At 36.9% G+C, this 15,289-nt stretch carries 13 protein-coding genes; 10 read left to right on the top strand and 3 right to left on the bottom strand.

The annotated features are described in order from the left end of the window. Positions 1-10: 10 nt before the first annotated feature. Together GQO80_RS10440 and GQO80_RS10435 are read left to right on the top strand one after the other, a co-directional pair. Entirely contained in the window at positions 11-1,168 is a 1,158-nt protein-coding gene (locus tag GQO80_RS10440; protein WP_232333156.1) for a GNAT family N-acetyltransferase, read from the top strand. Positions 1,169-1,245: 77 nt separating this feature from the next. Continuing rightward, complete coding sequence (locus tag GQO80_RS10435) at positions 1,246-1,455, top strand: hypothetical protein (protein WP_198037765.1); 210 nt, start codon at positions 1,246-1,248, stop codon at positions 1,453-1,455. Positions 1,456-1,580: 125 nt separating this feature from the next. On the opposite strand, the gene GQO80_RS10430 is transcribed toward GQO80_RS10435, so the two are convergent. Continuing rightward, complete coding sequence (locus GQO80_RS10430; protein ID WP_157208305.1) at positions 1,581-2,507, bottom strand: SPFH domain-containing protein; 927 nt, start codon at positions 2,505-2,507, stop codon at positions 1,581-1,583. Between the two features lie 79 nt (positions 2,508-2,586). Here GQO80_RS10430 and GQO80_RS10425 point away from each other — a divergent pair, with 79 nt between their 5' ends. Continuing rightward, positions 2,587-3,270, top strand: a complete 684-nt coding sequence (locus GQO80_RS10425; RefSeq protein ID WP_157208304.1) for a hypothetical protein — start codon at positions 2,587-2,589, stop codon at positions 3,268-3,270. A gap of 53 nt (positions 3,271-3,323) precedes the next feature. On the opposite strand, the gene gltX is transcribed toward GQO80_RS10425, so the two are convergent. Beyond that, the gene (gene gltX / locus GQO80_RS10420; protein ID WP_157208303.1) at positions 3,324-4,835 is read right to left on the bottom strand and encodes a glutamate--tRNA ligase; all 1,512 of its coding nucleotides are present in this window, start codon (positions 4,833-4,835) and stop codon (positions 3,324-3,326) included. Between the two features lie 91 nt (positions 4,836-4,926). On the opposite strand from gltX, the gene GQO80_RS10415 reads away from it, so the two are divergent. From GQO80_RS10415 to GQO80_RS10395, 5 genes are all read left to right on the top strand, one after another. Continuing rightward, a complete protein-coding gene (locus GQO80_RS10415) occupies positions 4,927-8,295 on the top strand; it encodes a DUF4175 family protein (protein ID WP_157208302.1) in 3,369 nt (1,122 codons plus the stop codon). Beyond that, complete coding sequence (gene ybeY / locus GQO80_RS10410; protein WP_157208301.1) at positions 8,288-8,698, top strand: rRNA maturation RNase YbeY; 411 nt, start codon at positions 8,288-8,290, stop codon at positions 8,696-8,698. Before GQO80_RS10415 ends, ybeY begins: the two co-directional genes overlap by 8 nt. Positions 8,699-8,779: 81 nt before the next feature. Further along, positions 8,780-10,651: a tRNA uridine-5-carboxymethylaminomethyl(34) synthesis enzyme MnmG gene (mnmG, locus tag GQO80_RS10405; RefSeq protein ID WP_157208300.1), complete on the top strand. Its 1,872-nt coding sequence runs from the start codon at positions 8,780-8,782 to the stop codon at positions 10,649-10,651. Positions 10,652-10,844: 193 nt separating this feature from the next. Beyond that, on the top strand, positions 10,845-11,705 hold the full coding sequence (locus tag GQO80_RS10400) for a class I SAM-dependent methyltransferase (protein WP_157208299.1): 861 nt from the start codon (positions 10,845-10,847) through the stop codon (positions 11,703-11,705). 229 nt (positions 11,706-11,934) lie between these two features. Then, entirely contained in the window at positions 11,935-12,450 is a 516-nt protein-coding gene (locus tag GQO80_RS10395; protein WP_157208298.1) for an OmpH family outer membrane protein, read from the top strand. 71 nt (positions 12,451-12,521) lie between these two features. On the opposite strand, the gene GQO80_RS10390 is transcribed toward GQO80_RS10395, so the two are convergent. Then, positions 12,522-13,670: a DNA polymerase III subunit gene (locus GQO80_RS10390; RefSeq protein WP_157208297.1), complete on the bottom strand. Its 1,149-nt coding sequence runs from the start codon at positions 13,668-13,670 to the stop codon at positions 12,522-12,524. A gap of 20 nt (positions 13,671-13,690) precedes the next feature. On the opposite strand from GQO80_RS10390, the gene GQO80_RS10385 reads away from it, so the two are divergent. Then, complete coding sequence (locus GQO80_RS10385) at positions 13,691-14,020, top strand: hypothetical protein (protein WP_157208296.1); 330 nt, start codon at positions 13,691-13,693, stop codon at positions 14,018-14,020. A 31-nt stretch (positions 14,021-14,051) separates the two neighbouring features. Next, complete coding sequence (locus GQO80_RS10380) at positions 14,052-15,239, top strand: phosphoglycerate kinase (RefSeq protein ID WP_157208295.1); 1,188 nt, start codon at positions 14,052-14,054, stop codon at positions 15,237-15,239. The last annotated feature ends 50 nt before the right edge of the window (positions 15,240-15,289 follow it).

The raw sequence follows: 15,289 nt of genomic DNA, 5'->3' as shown, positions 1-15,289 counted from the left end.
TATTTCTACATTGAATTCATATCAAATTTACCATACCGTTGAAGCGCTTCCTAAAACTTGGGATGCTCTTGTGGCACACGATATGTTCCTCCAAAAAAATTATTTAAGGTGTTTGGAACATGCCGCACCCAATAACATCCAGCTTTTTTATGTTGGTATTTTTAATGGAGCAACATTGGTGGGTATTGCCATTTTGCAACGTGTTCAGCTCTATTTAAAGAATATGTTCAGAAACACGAAAGTCTCTTGTTTTAAAGAGTTTATCAAAGAGGCGGTTTCAAAAGTATTAAAAGGAAATATCTTGGTAGTTGGTAATTTGATGCATACCGGACAACACGGATTGTTTTTTCAAAAGGAGCACATACCGGCCGAACGTTATTTGAAATTGGTTTTTGAAGCTGTTGAAGTATTAAAAATTGAGATCAAGAAGAAACAGGGGAAAACCATAAGGGCCATTATGTTTAAAGATTTTTTTGAAGATGATGCCATACATTTAGAACGTGGTTTTTTCACTAAAAATAAGCTTCACAAAGTCATGGTTCAACCCAATATGATCATGCCCGTAAAACCAGAATGGTTGTCCATACATGATTATTTTTCGGCGTTACAAAAGAAATATAAATTGCGCTACAAGCGCGCCAGAACAAAATTGGGAAACATTGAAGCCAAGGAATTAACTTTGGAAGCCATAAGGGAACATTCGCAAGTGCTTCACGGGTTATACTTAAACGTATGTAACCATGCCAAGTTTAACTCTTTTTTTCTTCCCGAAAACCATTTTGCTTGTTTAAAGGAAAGCCTGCACGATAACTTTAAGGTTTTTGGTTATTATTTGGATGATAAACTGGTTGGATTTTATACTTTATTGCTGAACAACAAGCGTCTTGAAACCTATTTTTTAGGTTACGATTCTGAACATCAACATAGCCATCAATTGTATTTGAACATGCTTTATGATATGGCAAAATACGGAATTGAGAACAGATTTTCAAGCATCGTTTATGCCCGGACCGCCATGGAAATAAAAAGTTCGGTTGGTGCCCAGGCTATAAAGATGCAGGTTTATATAAAACATACCAATGGCTTTATGAACGCTATGTTAAAACAGATTTTTAATTTAATGAACCCAAAACAGAATTGGGAAGAACGGCATCCGTTTTCAAGTTAAATAATATATAAAAAACCAAAATTCAGTTTATAACTTGTTTTATTTTAGTAATTTAAAAGTGATTTAACAATAAAGTTATGATGGATACAATACATAAATTACTTAAAGAAATATTAAATATTACCTTAGAAATAAAAACTAAGTATCCTGAGTTGTATCAATTTTTAGATGAAACCCCAAATACAATACCAAGTGGGGACAATACAAGAGTTGATACGATAGCGTTAGAAAATTATTTGGAAACCCTAGAAGATATGCTCAAAAGCTATAGGCAAGAGTGCAAATAAAAACTCTCAAAAAAATGCAATATGAAGTTATTAAAAAAAGCAATCTGTTAATCGAATACTAAAGATTAACAGATTGTTTCATTTTAAGATGTCTTGAACGACAGTTGAAAGGAGTCTTTTAAAACCTATTCTTTTTTCTTTTTCTCTTTGGCTTCTTTCATAGCTTCACCAATTTGATTACTGGCCGAGAAACTGGCAAGCATATCGTTTAGCATATTACTGCCTGCTTGGGGCGTATTAGGTAGTAAGATTAAATTACTATTTGAGTGCTGGCCAACGGATTGTAGGGTATCATAATGTTGGGTTACCACAATTAAAGCCGATGCTTCTTGTGAATTGATGCCCACTTTGTTTAATACTTGAACAGATTCTTCCAAACCGCGGGCAATCTCGCGACGTTGGTCGGCAATACCTTGCCCTTGCAAACGCTTGCTTTCGGCTTCGGCTTTTGCTTTTTCAACTATTAAGATACGGGCCGCATCCCCTTCGTATTGGGCAGCGGTTTTTTCTCTATCGGCAGCATTAATGCGGTTCATGGCTTCTTTTACTTGCGCATCTGGGTCAATATCGGTTACCAGGGTTTTAATGATGTCGTAACCGTATTCCATCATGGCATCGTTTAATTCCGATTTTACCGCAATGGCAATATCGTCTTTTTTCAAGAAAACATCATCTAAAATCATTTTTGGTACTTCGGCACGTACTACGTCAAATACATAACTTGTAATTTGTTCGTGCGGATAATCTAGTTTGTAAAACGCGTCTTCTACCTTATCTTTAATAACCTTATACTGAACGGACACTTTTAACTTAACAAACACATCGTCTTTGGTCTTGGTCTCTACAATTACATCTAGTTGTGTTATTTTTAGGCTTAAACGACCTGCAACTTTATCAATAATGGGAATCTTTAATTGCAAACCGGAATGACGGATGCTTAAAAACTTGCCAAAGCGCTCAATTACAGCGGCAGTTTGTTGCTTTACGGTAAAAAAGGACGAAAACAAAATGATCAATCCTAATAGGATAAATGGGAAAAGATAAAGGTTCATAATAGGTATTTTATAATGGTTAAAAAATATATATAACTAAATTGAAGTTATAGTTGTATATTGAACCCCTAAATATACAATGAAAAAACCACAACTCACCCTATTTGTAGCTATAATGCTTTGTTGCCTTACAAAAGGTTTTTCCCAAAAGGGGAATTACCATATTACCAACGGAATAAGCATTACCGGAGCTATTACCAAACTAGATATTTCTACCAATAATTTCACCACGAAACAAGGCGATGGCTTTTTAGGCGCATTAACAGCAACCGTTGATATTCCGCACCGTTGGTACAACATCAGTTTTGGCATGCAACTTTCCGAAAGTTCTATTGGCATTGCCGCAAGACCAACGCTTGTAAGTACCAACAACACCTTTATTGACTATAAATTGTTTGCTGCACAAGTGGCTTTTTTGGGGCACATTAAAGTGATTCCCGATTATGTTACCATCGATCTTGGGCCCATGCTGCAATACAACAGCAAGCTAGAGCTAAAAGATGCCAGTAATGAAACGTATTACATTAACAATTACACCAACTTAACGGCCAAGGACATTTCAAATATTTCCCAATTTAATTTGAATGGGGCCGTGGGCGCATCATTGGGTGTTAGAAATTTTAAACTGAAAGCACAATACATTTATGGGTTTACCAATATATTGAACAAACTCGAAACCCAAAATTTAGATACCTCGGGTGGAAGCGCGCGTTTTAAAGGCAACCAAAATATGCTGGTTTTGGGAGCTGTTATTTCGTTTTAATGTGGATACGAATGAAGAATTTATGTTTAGAAAGATTTATTAAGATGCTAATTTTATAAACTTAAAACCAACGTTTCAATCCGTTTTACTGTTTCCGCTTTCCCAATCATAAACATAATATCGAATACATCGGGGCCTTGCAAAGCGCCCACCAACGCCAAACGTAAGGGCATCATCACGTTTCCAAAGCCAATATTCTTATCTGTTATCCAACTTTTAATGTCTTTTTGAAGTGCTTCAACCGTGAACTCATCTATATGGACAAGGATGTTTTTTAAATCGGTCATTAACGAAGCTGTATTTTCTTTAAAGGCTTTTTTTGAAGCTTTCTCATCGTAGGTTTTAGGGGCTTCAAAAAAATAGGAGCTTAACTCCCAAAAATCGGAAACAAAGGTGGCGCGTTCTTTAATTAAACCAACAATAAGTGCTATATAATTTACATCAATTTCAGCCAATTCGGAATATTGACTTTTAAACAATTCTGCCAATGCATCATCGTTTTGCTCTTGCATGTAGTGGTGGTTGAACCACTTAATTTTCTCGGGGTCGAAACGTGCCCCCGATTTATTAACACGTTCCAATTCAAAGGCATCTATTAATTCTTCTAAATTGAAAATTTCCTGTTCCGTGCCTGGGTTCCAACCTAAAAAGGCCAAAAAATTCAGCATCGCTTCCGGAAAATAGCCATCTTCTTTATAGCCTCTTGAAACTTCTTGTGTTACTGGGTCGGTCCATTTTAGGGGAAATACTGGGAAGCCTAGTTTATCGCCATCGCGTTTGCTTAATTTCCCTTTTCCGGTAGGTTTCAAAATAAGCGGCAAATGGGCAAACTGTGGTTTTTCCCAACCAAAAGCATCATACAATTGGTAGTGCAATGCTAATGATGGCAACCATTCTTCACCACGGATAACGTGCGAGATTTCCATTAAATGATCATCAACAATATTCGCCAAATGGTAAGTTGGCATGCCATCGCTTTTAAACAATACTTTATCATCTAAAATATTGGTGTCTATCTTGATATCGCCTCGAATGATGTCGGTTAAATGCAAAGTTTCGTCTTGCGGACTCTTAAACCGAATCACATAATCATCGCCAGCTTCCAACTTTGCTTGCACTTCTTCCGCGCTAAGCGATAAGGAATTGCTTAATTTTAAACGGTTGTGCCAGTTGTAAATAAAGGTTTTTCCTTTGGCTTCATGGTCGGCACGATGGGCATCCAATGCTTCGGCCGTATCAAAGGCATAATAAGCGTTGCCGTTTTCAATTAACATATCGGCATATTTTTTGTACAAATGTTTACGTTCACTTTGGCGGTATGGGCCCAACTTTTCATTTTTGTCTATACCTCCATCAAAAGGGATACCACACCAATTTAAAGCATCAATAATGTATTGTTCTGCGCCTTCTACATAGCGGTTTTGGTCGGTGTCCTCAATTCTTAAAATGAAAGTACCGTTGTGTTTTTTAGCGAATAAATAATTGAATAAAGCCGTACGGACACCACCTATATGAAGCGGCCCCGTTGGGCTAGGTGCAAATCGCACGCGCACATTGTTTGCCATGTTTTGTAAATTTGTTGCAAAGATACAATTAACACATAATTATAAACGCTGTAAAAAATAAAATTGTAGTTTAGTAGATTAAATACAATACATGTTAAGCAATTACAAAAACATACAAATAAAGCTTGAAGCCTTCATTAAACGTTATTATGTTAATGAATTGCTTAAAGGCACTATCTTGTTTTTCGCCATTGGCTTGCTGTATTTTTTATTTACCTTGTTTGTTGAGCATCTTTTATGGCTAAATACCACTGCAAGAACGCTGTTGTTTTGGCTGTTTATTGCTGTTGAAGTTGGCTTGCTTATCAAGTTTATTGTTATGCCTTTGGCGAAATTGTTCAAATTTAAAAAGGGCATTGATTATGAAACTGCTTCAAGGTTAATTGGATACCATTTTCCGGAAGTGAACGATAAGTTGTTGAACGTACTGCAACTGCATAAAAACACCAACCAATCGGAATTGTTGCTGGCCAGTATCGAGCAAAAATCGATCGAACTACGCCCCATTCCTTTCACCTTGGCAATCAATTTCAAAAAAAATCTTCAGTATTTAAAATATGCCGCCATTCCAGTTTTAATATTGTTAGTAGTATTTCTTTTTGGTAAAATGAATTGGTTTAGCGCAAGTTTTCAGCGTGTAACGCATTATAATACGGCATACGAACCCCCTGCGCCTTTTCAATTTTTTGTGGTGAATGAAACTTTAAACGCCATTGAAAACCAGGATTTTGTTCTGCAAGTAAAAACCGCAGGCAACGTAGTGCCTGAAAATGCGCAGATTAAGTACGACGGCGACACTTATTTTTTAAAACAAACGGGTATTGGTTCTTTTGAATATGTTTTTTCTAAACCCAAAGCAAACATCCAATTTCAGCTCATATCCAATAAAGTAAGGTCCAAACCCTATACCATGCAGGTTATAGAAGTGCCTTCTTTATTAGGTTTTGAAATGGTTTTGGATTATCCGAATTACACCAAGAAAAACGATGAAATCCTTAAAAGTACCGGAAACGCCGTTGTTCCCGAAGGCACTCTAGTAACTTGGAAACTTAAAACCAAGGCAACCAACCAAGTGTCCTTGTTTTCAAAGGATACTGTAAATTTTGATACGGGTGCACCTAATGTTTTTTCTGCTTCCAAGCGCGTGTATCATCATTTTAATTACGGATTGAGCACCAGTAACAAACAGCTTAAAAATTATGAAAATCTAGCATTTACCATTGGTGTTGTGAAAGATGAATTTCCCACTATCGATGTCAAGATGAAAATGGACAGTCTCGATTTGCAAACACTGTATTTCCATGGCCAAATAAGCGATGATTATGGATTTAGCAAGTTGCAGTTGGTATATTATCCTACTGATAATGAAGCCAATAAGAAAGTAGAGCAGTTGCCCATTTCAAATGCAAATGTGGCCGATTTTATCAGCGCATTTCCTAATAATTTAACGGTTGAAGCAGGCGTTTCGTATGAATTATATTTTCAAGTTATTGATAATGATGAAGTTAATAAGTATAAATCGGTGCGTAGTGATGTTTTTAGTTATAGAAAACGCACCAAAGAGGAAGAGGTGACGAAGCAATTAAATTCACAAAGCGAATCGATTAAAGATTTGAATAATTCCATTAAAAAGTTTGATGAACAGGATAAACAACTGGAAGAACTTTCTAAAACGCAAAAGGAAAAATCGCAGCTTAATTTTAATGATAAAAAGAAATTGGAATCGTTCTTAAAACGTCAGGAGCAGCAAGATGAATTGATGAAGAATTTCAACAAAAAGCTAAAAGATAATTTGGAGAATTTTGAAAAGGAAATACTAGAAGATCCGCTAAAGGAAGGTTTGAAAGAGCGCTTAAAACAAAATGAGGAAAAGCTAAAACAAGACGAAAAATTATTGGACGAATTACAAAAACTGCAAAATAAAATAAACAAAGAGGAGCTTACCCAACGACTTGACGAGTTAGCAAAACAAAACAAAAACAAAAAACGCAGTTTGGAGCAGTTGTTAGAATTAACAAAGCGTTTTTATGTTGAAAAAAAGCTAGATAAGCTTAAAGACGATTTATCTAAACTTGCCAACGAGCAGGAAAAATTATCCAATCAATCGGAGGAAAAGAACACTAAGAATCAGCAAGAAGAGTTAAACATGGCTTTTGAAGAGTTCAAAAAACAGTTAGATGCGTTGAAGAAAGAAGGTGCAGCCTTAAAAAAACCTATTGGCGTGCCACAAGATAAGCTAGAGGAAAACGATATTCAAAAAGAACAACAAAAAGCAACCGAAGCTTTGAAAAACAATGAGCAATCACAGGATGCGCAACAAAAGCAACAACTACAAAAGAATGCCCAAAATAGTCAAAAGAAAGCGGCCAGCAAAATGAAGTCGTTAAGCGAACAAATGCAACGCGCTATGCAAGAAGGCGGTGGTCAGCAAATGCAAGAAGATGTTGAAATGTTGCGGCAAATTCTCGATAATTTATTGCTTTTTTCATTCGAGCAGGAAGCACTCATGAAACAATTTGGCTCAGTTGAAGAAAGCCACAATAAGTTTGCCTCGTTTTTAAAAAAACAAAACAGTTTACGCGAGCATTTTGAGCATGTGGACGATAGCTTATTTGCCTTGTCGCTACGCCAACCAAAATTATCTGAGGAAGTCAATAGACAAATCACCGAGGTTTATTATAATATAGATAAAGCCTTATCTAATTTTTCCGAAAACCAATTATATCAGGGCATTTCAAACCAACAATTTACAATAACTGCAGCGAATAATTTGGCAAATTTCCTAAGCGACGTGTTAGATAACATGCAAGAAAACCTTAGCATGTCTAAAGGTAAAGGTGGTAGCGGCGACATGCAATTGCCAGACATTATTATGAGCCAAGAAGAATTGAACAAGATGATGGAAGAAGGCATAAAGAAAGGTGATAACGGGAAACCTAAAGATGGAGAGGGCAAAAAGGAAGGTGAGAAAGGTGAAGGCGAAAAGAATGGAAACGGCAATAAAAATGGCAATCAAAACAATGCTAACAACCAAGGCACTAAAGAAGATTTGAATGGATTATTATATCAAATTTACCAACAACAACAAGAGCTTCGCAATGCCTTGCAAGACAAACTCGCTAAAGAAGGCAAGAGCGCAACGGGTGATGCTCTGGTAAAAAAAATGGAACAAATAGAGTTGGATTTACTAAACAAAGGCTTCACAGACCAAACATTACAAAAAATGTTGGATTTAAAACATCAATTGCTCAAACTGGAAAACGCCAGCTTTCAACAGGGTCAGGACAGCAAACGCGAATCTAAAAGTAATACTAATGATTTCAACAATGCTTCAACGAGCCAAATCCCTAACGCAAAACAATATTTCAACACCACCGAAATCTTGAACAAACAAACATTACCTTTGCAGCCCATTTACAAAACCAAAGTGCAAACGTATTTTAAACAGAACAATGATTAATTTCAACTACGAAACCAATTTTTCACTTCCCGATGAATCCCGTTTAAACAACTGGATTATTAATGTTATTTCAGAAGAAGGCTGTATTCTCGATGAAATCAATTATATTTTTTGTGATGATGCTTTTTTATTAAAATTGAATGTTGAATATCTAAACCATGATACATTAACGGACATTATTAGTTTTGATAATTCTATCGGAAAAATTATACAAGGCGATATTTTTATATCTGTTGAAAGAGTAGCAGATAATGCTAAAGATTTCAATGTGTCTCTGCAAGAGGAATTGCATCGGGTTATGGTTCATGGTGTTCTGCATTTCTGTGGATACAAGGATAAATCTGAAAGCGAATCGTTGTTAATGCGACAAAAAGAAAATCACTATATAAAACAACTTGCTTGATTTTTGGTAAATCGCCGTATATTTGCAAACTCAAATTTTAAAATAGCCATTGTTCCACGTGGAACAATAAAAAATTAGCCTATGTTTAATGAAGTGTATGATGTAATTGTGGTTGGTGCTGGTCACGCAGGAAGTGAAGCTGCTGCTGCTGCTGCCAATATGGGCAGTAAAACATTGCTTGTTACCATGAATCTGCAAAATATTGCTCAAATGTCCTGTAATCCAGCCATGGGAGGTATTGCGAAAGGGCAGATTGTGCGCGAAATAGATGCGCTTGGTGGTTACAGCGGTATTGTTTCCGATACATCGGCCATCCAGTTTAAAATGCTTAATAAATCGAAAGGGCCTGCCATGTGGAGCCCCAGGGTGCAAAGTGACCGAATGCGTTTTGCAGAAGACTGGCGCTTGATGCTGGAACGTACCCCAAATCTGGACTTTTACCAAGAAATGGTGTCTGGGTTGTTAATGGATAAGCATAAAGTAGTAGGCGTAAAAACCTCATTAGGTGTTGAGATAAAAGGTAAAACCGTGGTGCTAACCAACGGTACTTTTTTAAATGGCCTAATCCATATAGGAAATAAAAATTTTGGCGGCGGTAGAGCAGGCGAAAAGGCTGCCACAGGAATTACGGAGCAGCTTGTGAGTTTAGGTTTTGAATCGGGAAGAATGAAAACCGGCACTCCACCACGCGTTGATGGCCGTTCGTTGGATTATTCAAAAATGATTGAACAACCCGGTGATGAAAACCCTGAGAAATTCTCTTATTTAGATATTACCAAACCATTGCAACATCAGCGTTCTTGCCACATGACCTATACCAGCGAGTTGGTTCACGATTTGCTACGTGAAGGTTTTGATAGATCGCCCATGTTTAACGGTCGCATTAAAAGTTTAGGGCCTCGTTATTGTCCTTCCATAGAAGATAAAATCAATCGCTTTGCAGATAAAGATAGGCACCAATTATTTATAGAACCTGAAGGCTGGAATACCTGTGAAGTATATGTAAATGGTTTTTCAACTTCTTTGCCAGAAGATGTTCAATTTAAAGCTTTGCGTTCTGTTGTAGGTTTTGAAAACGTGAAATTTTTTAGGCCTGGTTATGCTATTGAATACGATTATTTTCCACCAACACAATTAAAACATACCTTAGAAACCAAGTTGGTTGTCGGGCTGTTTTTTGCTGGACAAATTAACGGTACAACGGGTTATGAAGAAGCGGCATCGCAAGGGTTGATGGCGGGTATTAACGCAAGTTTAAAAGTTCAAGAAAAGGAACCATTTGTTTTAAAAAGGGATGAGGCGTATATAGGCGTTTTAATTGATGACTTGATTACGAAAGGTACCGAAGAACCCTATCGCATGTTTACTTCTAGGGCCGAATATAGAACCTTGCTGCGTCAAGATAATGCCGATTTACGTTTAACGCCTAAAGGTTTTGAGCTGGGTTTGGCAAGTGAAAAGCGCTTGCGTAGAATGGAGGAAAAACATGAAGCAGCAGAAAAATTTGTTCAATTTTTCGCTGAAACAAGTGTGAAGCCAGAAGATGTAAATCCTATTTTAGAAGTTAAGGAATCGTCGTTAATTCGACAATCCGATAAGATGTTTAAAATCTTTTCACGACCAAATATTACCATTGATGACATGCGTAAAATTGATGAGGTAGATGGCTATATTAAAGCAAATAATTTAGACACGGAAATTATTGAGCAAGCCGAAATCCAAATAAAATATTCAGGTTATATTTCAAAAGAAAAGAACAATGCCGATAAATTGAGCCGTTTGGAATATGTGAAAATACCAGCCAATTTCGATTATTCACAAATCAAATCCATGAGTATTGAAGCGCGCCAAAAACTTGAAAAAGTACAACCGGTTACCGTATCACAAGCATCCCGAATTAGCGGCGTATCGCCAAACGATATTTCAGTTTTGTTAGTGTATATGGGGCGCTGAGCATGTTAAAAACAGAAATATTTTAAAGTTGTTTTTAAAAAACGTTCCACGTGGAACGTCAAAATTTCAACTAAAAGCAGTACAAATATCAAGGTGCAAATGAAGTCCTCAAGTAACGCAGAGTCTGTCGAAGCGCATAAAAGAACAGACTTACAGAAAATAAATTTGCGAATTCGCGGTAAATAAAATAGTAGTGGCAAATAAAACCGAAAATAATATCCGTTTAAAAGTAAAAGATCATTCCGTTTCAGGGGAGGTTTTCGAATTGATTCAAAACAAAGCATTCGGTTTTCTTGAAACCTTCCCGCAACCTTCGCCAGAAAAATTGCCCGAGTATTACAAAAGCGACGATTATATTTCGCATACCGATTCTAAAAGAAATCTTTTTGAAAAAGTTTACCATTTGGTAAAAAAATTTTCATTAGCGCAAAAACTAAAATTAATAAACGCCTGTGGCTCTTCAGAAAAAAAACTGTTAGATATAGGCTGTGGTACAGGCGATTTTTTAAAAATAGCCCAAGATAACCAATGGCAAATTTTTGGTATTGAACCCAACGCGCAAGCTAGAACGATTGCAAACTATAAAACGGGCAATCGTGTTTTTGATACGGAAGCCCTTTCTAAATTTCAACCAGAAAGTTTTGATGTTATCACGCTTTGGCATGTTTTGGAACATTTGCCCAATTTGGAACAACAAATACAAATTTTTAAAAAAGCATTAAAAAAAGACGGTACTTTAATAATTGCAGTACCCAACCACGGTAGTTTTGACGCAAAACATTACAGACAGTTTTGGGCTGCTTATGATGTGCCTAGGCATTTATGGCATTTTAATAAAACATCTATTTCTAACTTATTTTCAAAAGTTTCAATGATTGTTATAAAAACCAAGCCCATGTTTTTTGATGCGTTTTATGTGAGCTTGCTTTCAGAAAAGTACAAATCGGGTACCATGCATTTTTTTAGGGCTTTTTATATTGCGTTGGTTTCAAATTTAAAAGCCTTGGTATCCAATGAGGCTTCTTCACTCATTTTCATTCTAAAAAACCATTAAAATTCAATTTTAAGGCTTTTAAGGCGTTTTTGAGCCATTAAATAAGCAATTACACCATTGTTTTGTTAAAAGGGATTATAAGCGTTTTAATGAAGTGGTTTTTTATAAATATGAACTATCAATTATGTTGTTTGCAATAGATTTTGACTATCTATTAAAATCGAACGGAATTCTACTTTAAATTAAGGTTTACTTTACTACTTTTGTTCGAGTTATTAAAATAAAACAGATGAAAAATATTTTTTATGTTGCAGTAGTGATGTTGGCATTTACTGCATGCCAAAAACAAGCAAAAATTGGATTTGTAGATAACGGCACCGTTATAAACGATTATCAAGAGAAAAAGGACATTGAGACCAAATTCCAAGCAAAGGATGAAGCTTTTAGAAAAAAAGCCGATAGCATTGGTAAATCTTTTCAATTTGAAGTACAAGAAACCCAGTTAACGGCCCAAAAATCGTCGCAAGCAAAAGCGCAGGAGTTGATGGGTGGTTTGCAACAAAAGCAGCAAATGTTGCAACAAAAAATGCAAATGGAACAACAACAATTGCAACAAGAATTCCAAACCGAAGTTGATTCTGTTATTAGCAAGGTAAAAAAATACGTGAAGGATTACGGCAAAAAAAATGGTTACACCTTTATTTTGGGCACCAGTGATGCTGCTGCAACCGTAATGTACGGCACCGAGGAAAACGATTTAACAAAAACTATTTTAGAAGCTTTAAACAAGGAATATAAAAAATAGAGCAATTATCTAATTGAAATAAAAAAACCTAAAACGATTAATTTTAGGTTTTTTTATGCCTTTAAGTGGGCTTATTTTTTATGCAACAACCGCGTTAACCTAATAGACAAATCGGTAAGGATAATTTTAGAGTTTCCGTTGCGCTCAATATGGTAAATGGCATCTTGAAGCGCGTCGTTTATTTCTAAAATGTTGTTGCCATGCACAAAAGGGGCGAATTTTTCAAGTTTAAATGTATCTGTTTTTGGCTCTAAATACACCAATGGGCTAGCGTTGTAGTTAAGCATTAGGGCTTGCCTAAAAAAGTCAAGGCAAAACTGCAAAAACTGCTTTTGGGTTTCGCGCCCAGTTTTGGATATATCATCGCTCCATGAAATTAAATCGTGTATCGCCGCTTTGTTTCCCTTCGCTTTAAAGGCACTCCGAATCCAGAAAATAAACCATTCCTCAAATTGCATATCTTCAGAATCGTGGTACACCAAATCGCAAGCTTTATTGTAGTTACCATTGGCTTGGTGCGCTATTTTTGTAGCCACCAAGGTCTCTAAGCTGTAATTTTTAATCAATGCCTCCTTAATAACGTTTTCTGCCAAAGGTGGAAAGGTCAACACCTGGCAACGCGAGCGAATGGTGCCAATAATCTGTTCCTCATCTTCAGCAACCAATATAAAAACCGTTTTATTGGGCGGCTCTTCAATAAGTTTCAACAGTTTGTTGGCGCAGGCGGTGTTCATCTTTTCGGCCATCCAAATAAGCATTACTTTATATCCGCCCTCGTAAGCTTTTAACGATAAGGCTTTTACAATTTCCTGGGCCTCATCAACTCCAATTTGGCCCTGTTTGTTATCAACCCCAAGAAACTTGTACCAATCAAACAAATTGCCGTAAGGTTGTTCTTTTAAAAGTTGGCGCCATTCCTCCAAATAATTGCTAGAGACGGGGTGGCTTTTAGCCTTATCGCTCGTGGTTACAGGAAACGCAAAATGCAAATCGGGATGTGAAAAACTGTTGAATTTTAGGTTACAAGCCTCATTTCCAGTACGGTTTTCCCCGTTTTGGTTTTGGCACAAAATATACTGCGCGTATGCTATGGCCGTGGGCAAGGTGCCGCTACCTTCTGGCCCCACAAACAATTGCGCATGCGGAATCCTACCATTATCAACACTTTGAGTTAAATGGTTTTTAAGGTGTTCCTGTCCTAAAATATCAGAAAATAGCATTGAACAAACCTACACAATTTTTGGCAGATGTTAAAACACAAAATAGCCTATATTTGGGCGTTACCTTTATCCTGAAACAAGTTCAGGAACCAGGTCGGGCTTTACGTTGCAATCTTTTTAAAAAGCGCCTTTGCTGCCCTGTGCTTGCTGCCCATTTGCCCATTTTCGGTTTTAAACCTAATAACTGCCCATTTTATTTTTTAAAAAGGATTTCCACTGCAATCCCTAACGCGCCTGTTTGCAAGCGTCGTTTTAAGCCAAAAGGGATGGTTGTTAAAAAAAACTTCAAGCTATATCGTTTTCGTGCAAAAACAGGTTTTGCAGCTATTTTTAATTACTTACTTTTGTAAATCAAATACTTAAAAATAATATCTGTATATAATGAAAACTCTTAACGATTTTAATTTCAAAAACAAAAAAGCATTAATCCGTGTGGACTTCAACGTGCCTTTAAACGAAAACTTTGAAGTAACCGACGATACCCGAATCGTATCGGCTAAACCAACCATCATCAAAATTTTAGAAGATGGCGGAAGCTGTATCTTAATGTCGCACTTGGGGCGCCCAAAAGGTTTTCAAGACCAATTTTCATTGCGCCATATCTTAAAAAAAGTAGAAGATGTTTTAGGTGTTGAAGTTAAATTTGTTGCCGATTGTATTGGCGAAAAGGCCGAAGAAGCTGCCGCAAACCTAAAACCCGGTGAAGTTTTATTGCTTGAAAACCTGCGTTTTTATAAAGAAGAAGAAGCGGGTGATGAAGCATTTTCACAAAAATTGGCAACACTAGGCGATATATATGTAAACGATGCTTTTGGTACCGCGCACCGTGCACATGCTTCAACCACGATTGTAGCACAGTTTTTCCCAAATAGCAAATGCTTTGGTTTCTTATTGGCACAGGAAATTGAAAGCATCAATAAAGTACTTAAAGATGGCGAAAAACCCGTGTTGGCAGTACTTGGTGGGGCAAAAGTGTCTTCAAAAATTACCATTATTGAAAATATTTTAGATGCCGTAGATCATTTAATTATAGGCGGCGGTATGTCTTTCACATTTATCAAAGCCCAAGGTGGAAAAATAGGAAATTCTATCTGTGAGGACGATAAACAGGAACTCGCCCTAGAAATATTGAGAAAAGCAAAAGCAAAAAATGTTCAAGTGCACATTCCCGTTGATGTTATTGCTGCCGATGCGTTTAGCAACGATGCCAATACGCAAGTAGTTGCTATTAATAACATTCCCGATGGTTGGGAAGGTGTTGATGCGGGACCAAAGTCATTAAAAATGTTCCACGATGTGGTGATGCAATGTAAAACCATTCTTTGGAATGGCCCGTTGGGCGTTTTTGAAATGGAAAGTTTTGCAAAAGGAACCATCGCATTGGGCAACTCCATAGCCGAAGCTACAAAAAATGGCGCTTTTTCACTGGTTGGTGGTGGCGACTCGGTTGCGGCCGTAAAGCAATTTGGTTTTGAGGATAAAGTAAGTTATGTAAGTACAGGTGGAGGTGCCATGCTAGAAAGTCTGGAAGGTATTGTGCTACCCGGCATTGCTGCAATTATGGAATAAATGCAAGATAAAACGTTTGTTTCTATCGATTAAAAGCCACAAAGTGCGTT

Source organism: Mariniflexile maritimum (assembly GCF_009746565.1).
GTDB lineage: Bacteria > Bacteroidota > Bacteroidia > Flavobacteriales > Flavobacteriaceae > Mariniflexile > Mariniflexile maritimum.
Note: the sequence above shows the minus strand (reverse complement) of the source record. Positions and strands in the feature narration are given on the sequence as shown.

Excerpts from the sequence above, each read along its gene's own strand:
- mnmG (WP_157208300.1), top strand. The coding sequence starts at position 8,780 with ATGTTTAATGAAGTGTATGATGTAATTGTGGTTGGTGCTGGTCACGCA.
- GQO80_RS10425 (WP_157208304.1), top strand. The coding sequence starts at position 2,587 with ATGAAAAAACCACAACTCACCCTATTTGTAGCTATAATGCTTTGTTGC.
- GQO80_RS10415 (WP_157208302.1), top strand. The coding sequence starts at position 4,927 with ATGTTAAGCAATTACAAAAACATACAAATAAAGCTTGAAGCCTTCATT.
- GQO80_RS10395 (WP_157208298.1), top strand. The coding sequence starts at position 11,935 with ATGAAAAATATTTTTTATGTTGCAGTAGTGATGTTGGCATTTACTGCA.
- GQO80_RS10390 (WP_157208297.1), bottom strand. The coding sequence starts at position 13,670 with ATGCTATTTTCTGATATTTTAGGACAGGAACACCTTAAAAACCATTTA.
- gltX (WP_157208303.1), bottom strand. The coding sequence starts at position 4,835 with ATGGCAAACAATGTGCGCGTGCGATTTGCACCTAGCCCAACGGGGCCG.
- GQO80_RS10380 (WP_157208295.1), top strand. The coding sequence starts at position 14,052 with ATGAAAACTCTTAACGATTTTAATTTCAAAAACAAAAAAGCATTAATC.
- GQO80_RS10430 (WP_157208305.1), bottom strand. The coding sequence starts at position 2,507 with ATGAACCTTTATCTTTTCCCATTTATCCTATTAGGATTGATCATTTTG.
- ybeY (WP_157208301.1), top strand. The coding sequence starts at position 8,288 with ATGATTAATTTCAACTACGAAACCAATTTTTCACTTCCCGATGAATCC.
- GQO80_RS10435 (WP_198037765.1), top strand. The coding sequence starts at position 1,246 with ATGATGGATACAATACATAAATTACTTAAAGAAATATTAAATATTACC.